Annotated in this window: 15 protein-coding genes; 12 read left to right on the top strand and 3 right to left on the bottom strand. The window is 69.2% G+C overall.

What is annotated here, in order from left to right:
* Positions 1–40: 40 nt before the first annotated feature.
* From ACIBQ1_RS07260 to ACIBQ1_RS07270, 3 genes are all read left to right on the top strand, one after another.
* Positions 41–529: a GntR family transcriptional regulator gene (locus ACIBQ1_RS07260; protein WP_397275200.1), complete on the top strand. Its 489-nt coding sequence runs from the start codon at positions 41–43 to the stop codon at positions 527–529.
* 600 nt (positions 530–1,129) lie between these two features.
* The gene (locus tag ACIBQ1_RS07265) at positions 1,130–1,618 is read left to right on the top strand and encodes a GntR family transcriptional regulator (RefSeq protein WP_397275202.1); all 489 of its coding nucleotides are present in this window, start codon (positions 1,130–1,132) and stop codon (positions 1,616–1,618) included.
* 40 nt (positions 1,619–1,658) lie between these two features.
* The gene (locus ACIBQ1_RS07270; protein ID WP_397275204.1) at positions 1,659–2,129 is read left to right on the top strand and encodes a GntR family transcriptional regulator; all 471 of its coding nucleotides are present in this window, start codon (positions 1,659–1,661) and stop codon (positions 2,127–2,129) included.
* Positions 2,130–2,144: 15 nt separating this feature from the next.
* Here ACIBQ1_RS07270 and ACIBQ1_RS07275 read toward each other — a convergent pair whose 3' ends face one another.
* Genes ACIBQ1_RS07275 through ACIBQ1_RS07285 form a run of 3 tightly spaced genes read right to left on the bottom strand, consistent with a single transcriptional unit; the run spans position 2,145 to position 4,570 of the window.
* On the bottom strand, positions 2,145–2,549 hold the full coding sequence (locus ACIBQ1_RS07275) for an ASCH domain-containing protein (protein ID WP_397275206.1): 405 nt from the start codon (positions 2,547–2,549) through the stop codon (positions 2,145–2,147).
* A gap of 11 nt (positions 2,550–2,560) precedes the next feature.
* On the bottom strand, positions 2,561–3,583 hold the full coding sequence (locus ACIBQ1_RS07280; protein WP_397275208.1) for a hypothetical protein: 1,023 nt from the start codon (positions 3,581–3,583) through the stop codon (positions 2,561–2,563).
* 45 nt (positions 3,584–3,628) lie between these two features.
* Positions 3,629–4,570 (bottom strand): DMT family transporter, encoded by a 942-nt coding sequence (locus tag ACIBQ1_RS07285; RefSeq protein WP_397275209.1) that lies wholly within the window; start codon positions 4,568–4,570, stop codon positions 3,629–3,631.
* On the opposite strand from ACIBQ1_RS07285, the gene ACIBQ1_RS07290 reads away from it, so the two are divergent.
* The 9 genes from ACIBQ1_RS07290 to ACIBQ1_RS07330 all read left to right on the top strand — a co-directional run bounded on the left by ACIBQ1_RS07290 (position 4,569) and on the right by ACIBQ1_RS07330 (position 16,231).
* Positions 4,569–5,975, top strand: a complete 1,407-nt coding sequence (locus tag ACIBQ1_RS07290) for a PLP-dependent aminotransferase family protein (RefSeq protein ID WP_397275211.1) — start codon at positions 4,569–4,571, stop codon at positions 5,973–5,975. The two genes, ACIBQ1_RS07285 and ACIBQ1_RS07290, sit on opposite strands and share 2 nt — an antisense overlap.
* 118 nt (positions 5,976–6,093) lie before the next feature.
* Positions 6,094–6,702 carry a GNAT family N-acetyltransferase gene (locus ACIBQ1_RS07295; protein ID WP_397275213.1) on the top strand — a complete coding sequence of 203 codons (609 nt, stop codon included), beginning with the start codon at positions 6,094–6,096 and terminating at the stop codon, positions 6,700–6,702.
* A gap of 17 nt (positions 6,703–6,719) precedes the next feature.
* Positions 6,720–7,595, top strand: coding sequence for a 1,4-dihydroxy-2-naphthoate polyprenyltransferase (locus ACIBQ1_RS07300; protein ID WP_397275214.1), 876 nt, complete (start codon positions 6,720–6,722; stop codon positions 7,593–7,595).
* A gap of 10 nt (positions 7,596–7,605) precedes the next feature.
* The gene (locus ACIBQ1_RS07305) at positions 7,606–8,613 is read left to right on the top strand and encodes an adenosine deaminase (RefSeq protein WP_397275216.1); all 1,008 of its coding nucleotides are present in this window, start codon (positions 7,606–7,608) and stop codon (positions 8,611–8,613) included.
* Between the two features lie 140 nt (positions 8,614–8,753).
* Positions 8,754–9,989: a P-loop NTPase fold protein gene (locus ACIBQ1_RS07310; protein ID WP_397275550.1), complete on the top strand. Its 1,236-nt coding sequence runs from the start codon at positions 8,754–8,756 to the stop codon at positions 9,987–9,989.
* Positions 9,982–10,971 (top strand): hypothetical protein, encoded by a 990-nt coding sequence (locus ACIBQ1_RS07315; protein WP_397275218.1) that lies wholly within the window; start codon positions 9,982–9,984, stop codon positions 10,969–10,971. Before ACIBQ1_RS07310 ends, ACIBQ1_RS07315 begins: the two co-directional genes overlap by 8 nt.
* Positions 10,964–13,639: a hypothetical protein gene (locus ACIBQ1_RS07320; protein ID WP_397275220.1), complete on the top strand. Its 2,676-nt coding sequence runs from the start codon at positions 10,964–10,966 to the stop codon at positions 13,637–13,639. The genes ACIBQ1_RS07315 and ACIBQ1_RS07320 overlap by 8 nt, the downstream gene beginning before the upstream one ends.
* A gap of 130 nt (positions 13,640–13,769) precedes the next feature.
* Positions 13,770–14,972, top strand: coding sequence for an FxsB family cyclophane-forming radical SAM/SPASM peptide maturase (locus ACIBQ1_RS07325; protein ID WP_397275221.1), 1,203 nt, complete (start codon positions 13,770–13,772; stop codon positions 14,970–14,972).
* Positions 14,969–16,231, top strand: coding sequence for an HEXXH motif domain-containing protein (locus tag ACIBQ1_RS07330; RefSeq protein ID WP_397275223.1), 1,263 nt, complete (start codon positions 14,969–14,971; stop codon positions 16,229–16,231). Before ACIBQ1_RS07325 ends, ACIBQ1_RS07330 begins: the two co-directional genes overlap by 4 nt.
* Position 16,232: the final 1 nt, after the last annotated feature.

A 16,232-nucleotide genomic window follows, 5' to 3' on the forward strand; every position in this document is an offset into this window, starting at 1 on the left:
TCTGCTCGCCTGCTTGTATCCAGACGTCTACGCTGTGAGCATGCTCGATCGTGATGGGCCTGTCCCGATCTACGTCCAGATTGCTGACGCGATCGAAGAGCAGATCGTCGGCGGGTGGTTGCGGGCCGGCGAGGCCCTGCCGAGTGAGGCGGCGCTGGAGGCGAAGTTCGGCATCGCACGATCGACCGCGCGCAATGTGGTTCGGGAGCTGCGTGCGCGCCGACTCGTCCACACGGTCCAAGGCGAAGGCACTTTTGTTGGGCCGATCGGCGTTCCTCGGATAAGGCGGACGAAGGCCCTCTACCTGGACATCGCTCGCGATATTGCTGCGAAAATCAGGCGCGGTACGTTCCGGCCGAACTGCTCGATTTCGAGTGAGGAGACTCTGATGCTGCGGCATGGGGTCGCCAAGGTCACGGTCAAGAAGGCCGTCGCGCATCTCAGGGAGCAGGGGTGGGTGTTCACCATCCCTTATAGAGGGACGTACGTGAGTGAGCCCGGAAAGTGGCCCACCCACGAGGGCGCCTAACTTGATTGCCCCGCCCGCGCCCCGCCGAGCGAGCCGAGCGAGCTGGGCGAGCTGGGCGAGCTGGGCGAGGGTGATCGTCGGCGGGATGTTCGGCTCGGATCAGGCCGGGGTGCGGCGGCGAGAGATGCCGGGGGCGGGCCCTATGTCCAGGGTGGCCGAGGAAATGGATCTCCACCGCGACTGCTGAGGAGGCCGGTGGTTGCCCGGTGAGGCGAAACGTGGCCGATGAGGCGAGAGCGGCCGATGGCACAAGCGTTGCCGATGAGGCGGGCCGATGAGGCGGAGTGGCCGGTGGAGTTGCTGCTGATGGATGGGTCTCAGTTGCGCCGGAGTCGTAGTGGTCGAGGTGCGTTGCTTCGGTTCCGTGGGGATGCGGTGTCCGGCGTCTCGTTCGATGACGCTGGGTGACGAAGTGATGCATGGTGTCCGGGATGGGCACGGCGGTTGGCTTTACCGACTGGCCCGCGAGGATTACGGCGGGGCCTCGGAGGATCGGGGCTTCTCGCGGCATGCCGACTCATAGGTTCGGGGCATGTATCCGCTCTTCCGCTAGACGTTTTTCTTGTGCAGGTCTGTACGGTTTCGTCTAATATCCGTACCGTGTTAGATCGCGAAGGTCCCGTGCCTATCTACAAGCAGGTCGCTGACCTGGTGCGCGATCAGATCGAGCGAGGTGAACTCAGAGCGGGCGATCCAGTCCCCAGTGAGGCGACGCTCGAAAAGGACTATGACATCGCGCGCACCACGGCCCGGCGAGTGGCTCGGGAACTGCGGGAGCAGGGGCTGGCGCACACGATTCAGGGTGAGGGGACGTTCGTCGGCCGGCCCGGTACGCCGCGGTCGCCCCGGAAGGTCCCGCTGTATCAGAGGATCTCCACGGAGGTCTCCACACGTATCGCGCAGGGCGAGATCTCGCCCAACCGGGCTATTCCCGGCGAGAAAGTGCTGATGCGGCAATACGGCGTCGCCAAGGTGACGGTGCGGCAGGCGGTCGCGCATCTCCGGGAGCAGGGATGGGTGTTCACCGTCCCTTATAGGGGCACTTTTGTGAATGAGCCGGAAAAGTGGCCCAGGAATAGGGATTCTTAATCGCCCTCCCATTGTCAGGCCGCTTGTATATCATTGAGACGTGCTGGATCGCTCGGGTGACACATACCTCTATCTTCAGATCAGCGAAGTCCTCAAGTCACGCATAACCGGCGAGCTCTCTCCAGGAGATCTCGTGATCAGCGAGGCGGGAATCCAGCGGGAGTTCCGGGTGGCCCGGACCACGGCGCGCCGGGCGATTCGGGTGCTGCGAAATCAAGGGCTGGTCCATACGCGTCAGGGCGAAGGCACATTCGTCAGCTCTCCCGGGCAAGGGGCCGAGCAGATTCCGCTTTATCGGCAGATCGCCGAGGAAATCAGGAAACGCATCACGGCCGGTGAGCTGACAGCACACCGGCCGTTGCCGCGAGAGGTGACGCTGGTGCGCCAGTACGGCGCCGCGCGCGAGACCGTACGACGGGCCCTGGCGCTGCTGCGGGAGCAGGGATGGGTGGTCACCGTTCCGCATCGCGGCAGCTACGTCTCACCCGAGGAGCGCAGGCCCTCTTCCTGACCCGCCGCCTCCGGCTCACATCCCCTGGTCCACGACGCGAAACCACAGGCACACCACCGTGGCCCCGTCGTCCACCTCGCACCCCTGCCCCTCCCAGTAACGGCGGTGGACCTCGCGCCAGTGCTCCGTCGAGCGGAAGCCCTCGCCTTCGGCCTGGGCGAATTCCCAGGTGACCTCCGCGAACGGCGTCAGCCGCACCCGCGTTATCTCTATCCCGGCCACCCGCGCGCCCGAGTCGTCCACCAGGACCAGACGCTCCCCGACGTGCTCCACCTCCTCACCCTCGGCGTGATAGTCGAGGGGCAGCAGACCGGCCGTGGCCGTTTTCTCGCCTGCCAGGGTCAGCTCGGTCAGCCAGGTGCGGAGCTCGCCGGGCGTGCCCAGTTCAAGGACTCTGAGTCCGTCGATGCGTGGCCACATGGAACAGCATGCTAGAAGACCGGGATGATGTCCTCCGGGTCGATGAATTCCACCGGCACGCCTTCCAGATCCAGCTCGGGAATGGCGGGGAAAGCGATGCCCCAGCGTTCCACGATCGCGCGGATCCTGGCCATGGCCACCCGCCAGTTCTCCGCCTGCTCCTCGAACGACAGCACGCCCAGCCCCGCCTGCCTGGCGTGATCCATCAGGACGCGGTGGTTGGACAGGAAGTACGGCGGCAGCTCCCAGAACCCCTCGGGAGGCTCCCACAGGATCATGCTGAGGAACACGAAGCCCGCTCTGAGCTGGCGGGTGATGAGGATACGGGTCTCGTCGGTGAGCCCCGGCCATTCGTTCTCCAATATGGTCATGCAGATTTGGAGATGACGCGACTCGTCCCTGCCTATTCGCTGGAACATCTCGCGGAAGACCGGATGCCGAGTGCCCGACGACATGCCTCTGAACAACGTCGAGGCGGCCATCTCCCCCATCATGAAACTGGTGAAGAGAACCGGCAGCGAATACTTGCCGACGGCGGAGCTGTAGCCGTTCCAGTAACGGCCGCCGTTGTGATAGAGCCAGCCGATGTTGTTGTGGGCGGCCATTTCGAGGTCGTCCGAAGGAGTCCAGTCGAGTGGGCCGCCGGGCCACAGTCTGGCGATGGTGCGCTGGCAGCATTCCTCGTGGTTCATCTCGTCACGGGTGATCGAGAAGAAGCACTTCCGTACCGGGTCCTCTTCGTGCTTTTCGAAGGCCTGGATCGTGGCGCGGGCGAACACCGCCGGCCCCGACGCGTCGAAGTTCGCCAGGACCGCGAACCAGTACATGATGCCCAGCCGCTGCTCCCGGGTGAAGTCGTCCGGGTCCAGGCCGTCCCAGGGCAGGTCGGCCGGATTCCAGACCATGCGCTTGGACTTTTCGTAGATCGCGGCGAGTTTCTCGGTCTCCACCCGCCATTCCATGGGATAGATGTTGGGTTGCGGGATCTCCGGCGCGGGCCAGAAGCCGCCCTCTGGGATCGTGAGGTCCGCCATGTTGTGACACCTCCTCCCCCATCCTGCTGGGCGGCGTCACGGCTTTCAAGTACGGGCACGCTGAGTGATGGCCACGCACACGAGAACGACCAGGGCGGCGGCCACCGTGGCCGGCCCGAATCGCTCCCCCAGCAGGGACCAGGCCCAGATCAGGGTGAGGAGCGGCTGGGTGAGCTGGGTCTGCCCGGCTCGGGCGATGCCGCCCCTCGCCAGGCCCGCGTACCAGGGGATGAAGCCGAGGAACATCGAGATCAGCGATACGTACGCGAAGCCCGCTATCGCGTGCGGCGTGGGAGTGATGGGGGTGAGGAGGGCCAGCGCGACGGTGACGGGGACGGTGAGAGGGAGCGAGAGGACGAGGGTGTGGGAGATCACCTGCCAGCCCGGGGTTCGCCTGGACAGCCGGCCGCCTTCCGTGTAGCCGACCGCGGCCGACAGCAGGGCGCCCACCATGAGCAGGTCGGGCCAGGTGGGTGTGCCCTGGTTCTGGGTGAGGGTGAAGGCCGTGATGGCCAGGGCGCCCGCCGCGCAGGCCGCCCAGAAGAGAGGGCGGGGGCGTTCGCCCGCTCTGAGGACGGCGCAGGCGGCGGTGGCGGCCGGGAGGAGGGCCACCACGACGGCGGCGTGCGACGTGCTGGCCCCCAGGGCCAGCGCCAGGCCGCTGAAGACGGGGAAGCCGAAGACCACGCCCAGGGAGATGAGACCGTACGCCGGCCAGTCACGCCTTGGCGGAATTATGGGGATTTTTGCGAATTTAAGGCAGGCCAGCGCGATAAATCCGGCTACACCTGCGCGCCCGATCGCCACGAGCCACGGGTGGAAGCCTTCCATGGCGAACACGGTGGCGGGGAGGGACCCGGAGAAGGCCAGGACGCCCAGGAAGGCCAGGGCGGTGCCTTGGCCGGCGCTCGCCGGCGACGCGGCGCGGCCCGGACCGGGAGGGAGTGCTACTCCATCGAGAGCAGTAGCGCTATTCTGACTTTTCATGAACAACGATAGCAGTATCGCCCAGATCGCCGCGATACTGCGCGAAGAGGCCGGACGGCTGGGGCCGGGGGCGCGGATGCCGTCCAGCCGGGAGATCATGCGGCTGCACAACGTCTCCCCCGTCACCGTGTCCAGGGCCATCGGGCAGCTGGCCGCCGAGGGCAGAGTGGTCGCGAGGCCCGGCAGCGGGGTGTTCGTGACCCCTCAGGTGAGCGCCGCGCAGGAGGCCGTCGATCTCTCGTGGCAGACCGTGGCGCTCGGGGACCGGGTGGTCGACGAGGAGCCCGTGGCGACGCTGCTGGGCGCGGCGGCCGAAGGCGTGGTGCCCCTCACCGGCGGCTATCTGCGGGCGGGCCTGCGGCCGGACAAACAGCTGGCGGCCGCGGCGGCGCGGGCCGTACGGAGGCCGGACGCGTGGGCCATGCCGCCCCTGGCGGGGCTGCCGGAGCTGCGCAGGTGGTTCGCGCGGCAGGCCGGGGGCGACGTGACCGCGGCCGACGCGCTGATCGTGAGCGGCGGCCAGGCGGCCCTCACGCACGCGTTCCGGGCGCTGGCGGCCCCGGGCACGCCGGTGCTCGTCGAGACGCCCACCTATCCGGGGGCGATCGCGGCGGCCAGGGCGGCCGGGCTGCGCGCCACGGCCGTGCCCATCGACCGGGACGGCGTACGCCCTGACCTGCTGGCCGAGGCGTTCGCCGTCACGGGGGCACGGGTCTTCTTCTGCCAGCCCACCCTGCAGAACCCGACGGGCGCCACCCTCCCCATGGAGCGCAGGGAACAGGTGCTGCAGGTGGCCAGGGCGGCGGGGGCGTTCGTGGTCGAGGACGACTTCGCGTGCTACCTGACCGACCGGGCGCCCGCGTCCCTGGCCTCCATGGACCGGCACGGCACGGTCGTCCACGTGAAGTCGCTGACGAAGATCCTCTCGCCGAGCATGCGGGTGGCGGCCGTGGTCGCCAGGGGGCCGGCCGCCCACCGGCTGCGGGCGAGCCAGCTCGTGGAGTCGTTCTTCGTGGCGCGGCCGTTGCAGGAGACGGCGCTGGAGTTCGTGGGGTCGCCGGCCTGGCAGCGCCATCTGACGGCCGTGCACCACGAGATCAGGACCAGGCGCGACGCCCTCGCGGCCGCGCTCGCCACCCACATGCCGCAGGCGGAGGTGCACCTGCTGCCCATCGGCGGGATGCACCTGTGGGTGCGCCTGCCCGCCGAGGTCGACGAGAGCGCGCTCGTCGAGACCGCCAGGCGCAACGGGGCGCTGGTGAGTCCGGGCAGGCTGTACTACCCGTCCGAGCCGCCGGGGCCGCGGATCCGGGTGACGCACATCGCCGCCGCCCATCTGGCCGAGTTGCACGAGGGGGTGCGGCGACTCGCCCGGGCGTTGGCTGAGGTGACGCGAACCGGCTGAGGAAGCTCTGGGCGAGATCGGCGGCGAAGAGGGGTTCGCGTCGTCTCCAAGGGTCAAACACCGATACGGTGTAACTCGTGCCTTGTGGCATGAACGGCAGGCGAAGGAGCGGGCCGAGATGGCAGACGTAGGCGTCCGGGCGGCCCGGCGCGAGGATGTGCTCCAGGTTGCGAATACTCAGATCCGCGCCTGGCGCTACGGCTATCGGGACTTCCTCCCCGAGGGCCCACTCGAGCAGATGACAGGCGCGGCGGCCGAGAAGATGTGGCTGCGCCAGTGGGACGAGGCGATCGTCGCCCCGCCCACCTCCAGGCACCGGGTGCTGGTGGCGGTGGAGACCATCCTCGACACCGAAGGCTTCCCCGCCCTGGGCGCGGGCGGCAGCGCCGCCCTGACCACCCCGCGTGGCGGCGAGCGCGTGGTGGGGCTGGCCTCCCACGCCCCCGCCGAGGACCCCGACCTCGACCCCAGCGTGGTGGCCGAAATGCTGACGCTGCTGGTCGATCCCGATTTCGTACGCCGGGGCCACGGCAGCCGGCTGCTCAACGCGACCGTCGACTACCTGCGCGAGGACGGGTTCCGGCAGATCGTCACCTGGGTGTTCGCCGACAACTACGCGGTGCTGGGCTTCCTGGAGTCGGCCGGCTGGGGCGAGGACATGGCCGAACGCGTGCTCGACATGGGCCGCCCGATCCGGATGATCAGGCTCGCGACGGACATCAGCTAGAGGACGAACGACAGATCATGGCAACCCCTGGCCAGTGGATCGCGGGCGCCCGCCCGCGCACGCTCCCGAACGCCGTCGTGCCCGTCATGGTGGGCACCGGCGTGGCGATCGGCGAAGGCGGCTTCGTGTGGTGGCGGGCCGTCCTGGCGTTGTTCGTGGCGTTGTCGCTGCAGATCGGCGTCAACTACGCCAACGACTACAGCGACGGCGTCCGCGGCACCGACGACCAGCGGGTCGGCCCGATGCGGCTGGTGGGCTCGCGGGCGGCGAGCCCGCGGGACGTGCTGATCGCCGCACTGGGCTGTTTCGCGGTCGCGGCGGTGCTGGGGCTGATCCTGGTCGTGGCCACGCGGGCGTGGTGGATCCTGCTGGTGGGCGTGGCGTGCATCGCCGCCGCCTGGTTCTACACGGGCGGCAAGCGCCCGTACGGCTACCGCGGGCTGGGCGAGGTGGCCGTGTTCGTGTTCTTCGGGATCGTCCCCGTGATGGGCACGGCGTATGTGCAGACGGAGTCGCTGAGCTGGCCGGCTTTCTTCGCGTCGATCCCGGTGGGGCTGCTCTCGTGCTCGATGCTCGTGGTCAACAACCTGCGGGACGTCGGGACGGACGGCCAGACCGGCAAGCGCACGCTGGCCGTGGTGCTGGGGCCGGAGCGCACCCGTGCCCTCTACGTGGCCTGCCAGGTGGTGCCGTTCGTGGTGGCGCCGGCGATGGTCACGGTGACGCCGTGGGCCGCGCTCGTGCTGCTCGCCGCGCCGCTGGCGATCACCCCGATCAGGACCGTGCTGGGCAGGGCCGTGGGCCCCGCGCTGATCGCGGTGCTGCAGCAGACGGGCAAACTGCAGATGGCGTACGGGCTCCTGTTCGCCGTGGGGCTCGCGATCGTCTTCTAAGCTTGGGCATGTGAAGGACTTCATCGCGGGGCTGCCCAAGTGCGAGTTGCATCTGCACATCGAGGGCACGCTGGAGCCCGAGCTCAAGTTCGAGCTGGCCGGGCGCAACGGACTGGAGCTGCCGTACTCGTCGGTCGAGGAGATGCGGGCCGCCTACGACTTCGACAGCCTGACGTCCTTCCTCAAGGTCTACTACGAGGGCATGCAGGTCCTGCGCACCGAGCCCGACTTCTACGACCTGGCCATGGCCTACCTGCGCAAGGCCGCCGAGCAGAACGTCCGCTACGCCGAGATCTTCTTCGACCCGCAGGCCCACACCTCGCGCGGGGTGCCGTTCGACGTGGTGATCCGCGGGCTGCGGCGGGCGCTGATGGACGCGGAGGCGCGGCTCGGGGTGCGGGCGCAGCTCATCATGTGCTTCCTGCGTGACTTCCAGGCCGAATACGCGATGGCGACGCTGCTGGAGTCGCTGCCGTACAAGGAGTGGATCGCGGGCGTCGGGCTCGACTCCGACGAGAGGGGCAACCCGCCGGTCAAGTTCGCGGCGGTGTACGAGCGCGCCCGGCAGGAGGGCTACCTCCTGACCATGCACTGCGACGTCGACCAGGACGATTCCATCGAACACATCCGCCAGGCCGTCGAGGACATCGGCGTCAACCGCATCGACCACGGCGTCAACATCCTGGAGGACCAGCGGCTCGTCGAGGTGGTCCTGGAGCGGGGCATGGGGCTGACCTGCTGCCCGATCTCCAACGGCTACGTCACCGACTCGATGAAGGCCGAGGGCATCCGCAAGCTGATGGACCTGGGCGTGCGGGTGACGATCAACTCCGACGACCCCGCGTATTTCGCGGGTTACGTGGGCGAAAACCTCCAAGCGCTGCAGGCCGAGCTCCGGCTCACGCGCGAGGAGGTGGCTCAGCTCGAACGCAACGCCTTCGAGATCACGTGGCTGCCCCGGCACCTCAAGGACGCGTACCTGGCCGAGGTGGACGCGTACGTCGCCGCGACCGGCTAGCCCGCCCGATCGCGTGCGGAAAGCGGCGAATCTCTGGAAATCGGCATGCGCGCAGTGATATCACAGTTCGATAACCCGTGGTTTTGTGCGGCTCGAACGACGCATCCTCTTCCTTGGGGGGGAAGATGCCCGATATCGCAATGCTCTCCGACGCGCCCGCGGATTGGCGTGGAGATCTTCTCCAGTTTCGGCGTTACGTCGATCCGCTTGTTTCGGTCATTACAAATCCGCGTACCCAGACCCCGTTCACCATCGGCGTTTTCGGCGCATGGGGAAGCGGGAAATCGTCCTTGCTGCAAATGGTTGACCAGCGGCTGCTCGACCGGCACGGCGCGGAGTTCGTACGCGTGCACTTCAACCCCTGGATGCACCGCCGCGAGCCCGAGATGCTCCTCCCCCTCCTGAACGCCCTGCACAACGCGCTCGACCAGGATCCCGCCCACCGCTTCGCCGACAACGTCAAACGGCTCGGCGTCATCATGCTGAACCTCGCCGCCGACGAACTCCTGAAGCGGATCAACGTCGGCTCCGCGAGCGTCGAGAAGATCGGCAGGCTCGCCCAGCAGTACGCCGAGCTCCGCGGCCAGCTCGACAGCCAGACCGGCCGCCTGCGCGGTCTCCTGCAGAAGGAGGCCGACAGCCTGGCCGAAAAGGGCCGAAAAGTAGTTTTCTTTGTGGATGACCTGGACCGGTGCGAGCCCGACCAGATCATCGACGTACTGGAGTCGATCAAGCTTTTCCTCGACCTGAGGAACGTCTTCGTGATAATCGCCCTGTCCAAGGAGGTCGTGGACCGCGGGGTGTCGGTGAAGTACAAGTCGTTCGAGTTCCCCGATCACGCCGTCATCGCCGACGACTATCTCGACAAGATGATCCAGCTTCCGCTGCATCTCTACCCGATCGGGTCGATGGAGGTCGGCGGTTTCATCCGCGCCTCGCTCCTGGGCGACCTGGCGGGCAGGCACGTCGCGACGCTGGAGAGCATCGTCGCCCCCAACCCCCGGAAGATCAAGCGGGTCCTGAACCTGCTGCGGGTGACGGAGGCCGTCATCGAGGGCACGCCCAGTCTCGGGAGCCTCGACACCGACCTGGTCGTGCGGCTGGTGGTGCTGCGCGTGCAGAGCCCGGACCTGTTCGCCGACGTGGTGCGCCGGCCGGCCCTGCTGGTGGCCATGGAGCTCATCCACCAGGACAAGCTGGCGACCGACGCGCTCAGGGGGTTCCAGCTGCGCTTCGGCCCACAAGCCGCTGAGATCCAGAGCCTGACCAGGGCCTACCACGGCAAGTACGACTTCCTGCCGCCGCTGTTCGCCGGGTCGGCGTTCGAACCGGCGACCGGCGAGCTGCGCGACTACCTGACGATGATCGGTGGCTGAGATGCGGCCCGCCGACGCCCGGTACCAGCTCTACGGCCTGGAGAGCAATCCGTACGCCGTCGGGCCGCTGGACGCCGTCACGTGCGAATCCGATCGCGAGCTGCTGCTGGAACTGGCCGGCATCCGCCTGTCGGCCATCAAGGCGGCCATCGAGCGCGCGGTCAGCCGGAACCGGCCCGCGTTCTTCCTGATCACCGGGGTGGGCAAGAGCGGCAGGACCTCGCTGGCCAACCACGTCCTGCGGCTCTACCAGGACGCCACCGCGAAGCCGGACCGCGCGTTCGTGACCCACTGTGCCGAGCCCGAGCACATGACGCACGACGCGTACACGCAGATGTGCTCCACGCTGCTCGACCTGCGCAACATGATGAACGACTGCGCGATCAACGTCCCCGAGGAACTCCGCGCCCGCTTCTCCGAGCTCGGCCGGCGCACGAGCACGGATCCGATGAACGAGTACGACCTGCAGGACATCGCGTGGTCGTCCGGCGCCACCTTCGCCTCCGCGAACGTCGGCTTCGGCGTGCGGTACGAGAGCGTGCCGACCAAGAAGCTGATCTGGCTGGCCACCAAGGTCTTCGAACGCACGAGCACGGTCGTCGTGTTCGTCGTCGACGCGTACGACCATGCGAACACCGCCCAGCTCACCGTGGCCGACCGCGAGCGGTTCACCACCCGCGGCCACATCGTGGACCTGGGCGCCCTGACCCCTGCTGAGATCGCGGAGCTGGCCCGCCGCCGGTGGAGCGGCCGGCCGCCCCCTCCCTTTCACGCGGAAGGCCTGGTGGAGGCGCTCGGAGGGCGCGCATACACCGTGGGCCAGGCCATGCGGCGCCTGGCGCTGCTGCTCGAGTTCCGCCTCAGAGAGTACGAAAAGGACGATCCGTGGCCGACGGACGACCTGCACATGCCCGGCGACTGGCTGCATCTCAGAATCTGGCAGGGCGAGAGCTGGAACGGGCTCGGAGGCACGCATGGCTGACTATCCCCCGCGCAACCCCTTCCCGGCCCGCGGCATCGCCAGCGGGGAGGAAACTTCGCTGCCGACCTTCCTGAGCAGTTGGCCGGGCCGCGCCTGCACCGCGGTTCTCCCCAGCGTGAGCAGGGCCGAGCGCCTGGCCCGGGCCTACCTCGACGGCTTCCCCCGCGACGGCGGGCTCAGCTGCCTGTACGGCGCCCACGGCATCGGCAAGACCCACGCGGCCCGCCACATGATGGCGTTCGTCCAGGACGAGCGCCCGGAAGCAGTTCAGCTCTACCTCCGCTTCCACGAGGACGACTTCGTCGCCGCCTACCGCCGCCTGGTCTCCCAGCTCTCGCAGACGCTGCTGGCGGACCTGAGCCTGGGCTATCTCGGCACCATCGAGAGTGACCTGGCCGCCCGAGCCGTGCGCCGCGCGAGCCACGCCGAGGGCATGGCGCCGGACCGGCTCGGGCCGGACCTGGTCGAGACGGGAGAGGTCCTGGAGGAGCAGGCCAAGGAGATCGCCGCCGTGGCGGGCGACGGGCCGCGGTTCCAGCGTGCCCTGACGTACCTGATCAGGCCCGACTACTCCGAGGCCGCCTACGACTGGCTGTGCGGCCGCCCCATCAGCCCCGGAGCCGCCGCCGCGATCGGCGTCGACGGCCGCATCGACGATCCTCTCACCTGCCGATACGGCCTGCAGTTGCTGGCCACGCTGGTGACCAGGGGCGGGCGGCCGTTCGTGATCGTGCTCGACCAGTGCGAGAAGTTCCTGCTCGTGGACGGCGAGCCGGTGGCCGCGAACATCGGTCTCCTACAGGGGCTGGTCGAGATGATCCCCGAGGCGTCCGGGCTGCTCCTCCTGGTGACGAGCGAGACCGGATGGGAGGTCATGCCGCAGGACCTGCGCCAGCGGCTCGGCGCCGGGGCCTGCCACCTGCTGCCGCTCACTCCGGACCAGGCGGAGCTGGTGCTCTCGACGTACATCGGGGCGGCCCGCCAGGCGCCGCACACGGGCATCCAGCCGTTCACCGACATGGGCCTGCGGGAGTTGCTGCGCCACAGCGGCGGCAACATCCGGCTGCTGCTCCAGCTGGCCTGGGCGAGCTTCGAGGCCGCCGCGCCGCGCTTGTCGTCGATCGACGCCGAGGTGGTCTCTCGGGCCTCGGCACGGCGCAGCCGCTCTCCCGACCTCGCCTCCCTGGCGAAGCAGATCGAGACCGAACTGCGGGCCGAAGGGCTCAGCGCCGAGCGGGTCGAGGAGAACGGCCGGCTCGCGTCGTTCCAGGTGCCCGACGGACGCGAGCCACGGGCGGTGATCAGGCTTTCCGAGGCGGTGTTCTTCGACGACGAGGTGGCCAACGCATCCGAGGTCCTCGAGTCGGGCCCGCGCTGCTTCACGGCACTCCTGGTCACGGGATACGTCAGCCCGCCGGTGCTGGACACGCTGCGCGAGGCGATCCCCGTGGTGCTGGTGGCCGACGGCTCCGCCGCGTTCGCCCGCGAGCTGCACGGCCTCGTCGAGCGGATCGCCGCCATACGCGGGCCGGCCGGGCAGCCGGACACACTGGACGAGGCCCTGCTGGCGCGTCTGGAGGAGCTGAGCGTCGAGCGCCGCGGCGAGGCGGCGGCGCTGCGCCGGGAGCTGGCCGAACTGGCCGAGCGGCTCGAACGCGCGGAGCGGAAGTCGCGCTCCGACTGGCCGGCCCGGCGTGACGAATTGCGGGAACGCATCGCGGAGGCCAGGGACGCGCGCGCGGCGGCCGACTGGGAGGAGTTCCGCAGGAGCCGCGCCGACGTCGTCGAGCGGCGTGGGACGCTGCTCGGCCGGCTGAAGGTGGCCATGGGCACGACCGCGGCGCTGGTGATCGCCGCACTGGCCTCGGCGCCGATCCAGTCGATACCGCTGACGCTGACACTGATGATCGGGGCTGCCGGGACGGCCGGTGGCACGCTGTACGTCAGGGGACGGCTGGGCTCGATCAAGGTGAGCCACCCGCGGTCGAGCCTGCAGTCCCCACGCGACCTCGACCGGCTCGTCAGGCAGACGCCGCCCGACGCAAACTCGCCGGACCCCGTCGGCCGCTACGCCCACGTCCTCCGGACCGATCCGGACCAGGCATACCAGGAGCTGGTGGACGCCATGCTGGCGGAGCCTCTCCCCCTCGTTCGACAGGCCATCGGGCGGCGCCTGGCCGTCGCCGCCCGGTCGCCGTCGGACTGCGTGCCGGAGGTGCTGCGCGGGCAGCGGGATGGCGCGCCGGAGATGCTGCTGCTCCTGGCGCGCAGGCAGCGACACGCCGAGTCGGGCCGGCCGCGCGTGCTGCGCGACCTGGCGCCCGAGTTGCGCGTCCTGGTGGCCCTCGCCAACCCGGACGCGCTGGAGCTGGCCGCGGGCGCGGTCTCACCGCATCCCGCCGAGCTCGCGCTGGAGGCGCTCGGTGTACGCGGGTCGCAGCACCCGCTTGCCCAGGGCTTCCGCGGAGGCGCGGTGCAATCCCTGCCGGTGGAGATTCCGCCGAGTGCGCTCAGGGCCACCGCGCACCTCCTGTCGCCGCTGGAACGGAACGGCCTTGGCGCGTACGACTGGCTCCCGATGATCACGAAAGTCGACGATCTATACCTTTTCTTCGAGGAATTACTGTATTACCAGGAGACATTTCGCTCTACACGGCATAAATCTTGACTCGCCTTCCAAGTCGTGAGACATAAGAACAAGGGTTCTAACGCCTTTTCCTGCTCCGATCGAGTGCAGGACGGGGCTCACGACGCTTAAGAGGTAGCCGTTGTTAGGTAACCCTGATTCGGAACCGGTGATGACCCACGGGTTCCCAGATTTTCCCGACGTCGACGCGCTGCTGTCCAGCGGCTGGAAACCGCTCGCGTTCCAGCAGTTCATCATGAAGATTCACAGCCGCTGCGACCTCGCCTGCCGTCACTGCTACGTGTACGAGATGGCGGACCAGAGCTGGCGCGGACAGCCGCGCAGAATGTCCGACGCCATCGCCGACCGGGCGATCGAGCGCATCGCGGAGCACGCCACCCGGCACGACCTGCCGGAGATCGACGTCATCCTGCACGGCGGCGAACCGCTGCTGGCGGGCACCGAGCTCATCTCCCGCCTGGTACGCGGCATCCGTGGCGCCGTCAGCACCGGTACCCGGGTCAACGTCAACATCCAGACGAACGCGGTCCGGCTCGACGAGGAGTACCTGCGGCTCTTCGAGTCCCTGGAGATCCGCGTCGGCGTGAGCATGGACGGTTACGCCGAGGCCCACGACCGGCACCGCCGCTTCGCCAACGGGCGCGGCAGTCACGCCCAGGTCAGCGAGTCGCTGCGGCGGTTGGCCCTGGGCCCGTACCACCACCTGTTCAGCGGGATCCTGTGCACGGTGGACGTGCGAAACGACCCGTTGCGCACGTACGAGGCGCTGCTGGAGTTCGACCCGCCCGCGGTCGACTTCCTCCTCCCGCACGGCAACTGGGGGGCGCCGCCGCCCTTCCGCGTCCCCGGCTCGGAGGCGACGCCGTACGCCGACTGGTTGATCACGATCTTCGACCGCTGGTACGACAGCCCGGTCCTGCAGACCGAGATCCGGATGTTCCGGGAGATCATGCGCCTGCTCATGGGCGGTTCCTCACGTGCGGAGACCGTCGGGCTGTCCCCGGTGCGCATGGTCGTCATCGAGACGGACGGCAGCATCGAGCAGTCGGACATCCTGAAGAGCGCCTACCACGGCGCCCCCGAGACCCGCCTGCACGTGCTCCGCGACTCCCTGGACGTGGCGCTGCGGCACCCGTCCATCGTCGTGCGGCAGGTCGGCGAACGTGCGCTCTCCCTCGCCTGCCGCCGCTGCGACCTCATGTCCACCTGCGGCGGGGGCCTCTACGCCCACCGCTTCAGCCCTGGCACCGGCTTCACCGAACCCTCCGTGTACTGCCCCGACCTGTACCGGCTGATCTCGTACATCGGCGAGCGCTGCGAACGCGACGTCGCGCGACTACGGGGAGCGGGATGAGCTCGTCTCCGCACCAGATCTCCGGCACGGCGTTCTCCAGGCTGGCCACCGGAGGGGGCGGCGCACAGGCGGTGAGAGAGGTGTGCGCCGCGCAAGAGAGCAAGCACCGTCTGCTGGTTCGGCTGCTCGTGGAGGAGGCCCCGCGGCCACGCGCCGCGCTGGTGGCCCACGCCTATGAGGCGCTGTCGGAGTTGGAGGCGGACGCGCCCCAGGAGGTGGCCCGCTGCCTGCGTCACCCCGCGGTGGGCGCTTGGGCGCTGCGCGCCTGCCGCGGCGGCGCCGATCCGGGCCGGCTGGCGGCGGTCGCCCTGGCCGCGGCCGTCCGCACGGGCCGCCGTCTGCGTCTGGAGGTGCCGGTCAAGGGCACGCTCATGCTGCCTTCCGTGGGACTGCTGACCCTGGCGGACGACGTTCCCGAGGTCACCGAGATATCGGTCGAACCTGCCTCGTACGGGGCCGAACTGCGGGCCGGCGGCCGTACGTACCAGGTGGACGTGTCCGGCGACCGTCCGGGCTGGCAGGTCCTGCACCGCGTGCCCGTCGCGCGAGAGGCGTATGTGACCATCGACGACCTCGACCCCTACCGCTGGCCGGGAGACGACGCGGACGGGCGCCTGACCGCCGAGCGGCGGCGCACGTGGGTCACCTGCCTGGAGGAGGCGTGGAAGGTGCTGCGGGCCCGCCACTGGACGGTACAAGGGGAGCTCGAGGCGGCCGTCTCCGTCGTCACCCCCGTGGTCACCCGCTCGATCGAGCAGCACAGCGCCTCGGCGCGGGACACCTTCGGGACGATCGCGCTCTCCGACCCGGTCGACGGGATGGGCACCGCGCTGACCCTGGCCCACGAGCTCCAGCATGCCAAGCTGAACGGACTGAGCGAGGTGGTGGAGCTGGTCCTGCCCGACGACGGGCGCCGCTTCTACGCGCCCTGGCGCCCGGATCCGCGCCCGCTCTTCGGCCTGCTGCACGGCGCGTACGCACACGCGGGCGTGGCCGGGTTCTGGCGGCGGCACACCCAGGACCCCGAGCACGGTCTGCGCGCCCAGGTGGAGTTCGCCCGCTGGCGCGAGAGCGCCTTCCACGTCACGGGCACGCTCCTGGACAGCGGCGGGCTGACGGAGGCGGGCACCCACTTCGTCGGCACGTTGCGCGACACGCTCAGCGGCTGGCGGACCGAGCCGGTGACACCGGCCGCCGCCGCCAAGGCCCGCCTGCAGTCCGAGGACCACAGGAAGGCCTGGGTGCGGGCCAACACCTGAA

The sequence above is a fragment of the Nonomuraea sp. NPDC050153 genome, from assembly GCF_044460125.1.
GTDB lineage: Bacteria > Actinomycetota > Actinomycetes > Streptosporangiales > Streptosporangiaceae > Nonomuraea.

Bases quoted from the DNA above. Each gene is read 5' to 3' on its own strand.
- ACIBQ1_RS07260 (WP_397275200.1), top strand. From the start codon at position 41: ATGCTCGATCGTGATGGGCCTGTCCCGATCTACGTCCAGATTGCTGAC.
- ACIBQ1_RS07275 (WP_397275206.1), bottom strand. From the start codon at position 2,549: ATGTGGCCACGCATCGACGGACTCAGAGTCCTTGAACTGGGCACGCCC.
- ACIBQ1_RS07280 (WP_397275208.1), bottom strand. From the start codon at position 3,583: ATGGCGGACCTCACGATCCCAGAGGGCGGCTTCTGGCCCGCGCCGGAG.
- ACIBQ1_RS07290 (WP_397275211.1), top strand. From the start codon at position 4,569: ATGAACAACGATAGCAGTATCGCCCAGATCGCCGCGATACTGCGCGAA.
- ACIBQ1_RS07285 (WP_397275209.1), bottom strand. From the start codon at position 4,570: ATGAAAAGTCAGAATAGCGCTACTGCTCTCGATGGAGTAGCACTCCCT.
- ACIBQ1_RS07295 (WP_397275213.1), top strand. From the start codon at position 6,094: ATGGCAGACGTAGGCGTCCGGGCGGCCCGGCGCGAGGATGTGCTCCAG.
- ACIBQ1_RS07300 (WP_397275214.1), top strand. From the start codon at position 6,720: ATGGCAACCCCTGGCCAGTGGATCGCGGGCGCCCGCCCGCGCACGCTC.
- ACIBQ1_RS07310 (WP_397275550.1), top strand. From the start codon at position 8,754: ATGCTCTCCGACGCGCCCGCGGATTGGCGTGGAGATCTTCTCCAGTTT.
- ACIBQ1_RS07320 (WP_397275220.1), top strand. From the start codon at position 10,964: ATGGCTGACTATCCCCCGCGCAACCCCTTCCCGGCCCGCGGCATCGCC.
- ACIBQ1_RS07325 (WP_397275221.1), top strand. From the start codon at position 13,770: ATGACCCACGGGTTCCCAGATTTTCCCGACGTCGACGCGCTGCTGTCC.
- ACIBQ1_RS07330 (WP_397275223.1), top strand. From the start codon at position 14,969: ATGAGCTCGTCTCCGCACCAGATCTCCGGCACGGCGTTCTCCAGGCTG.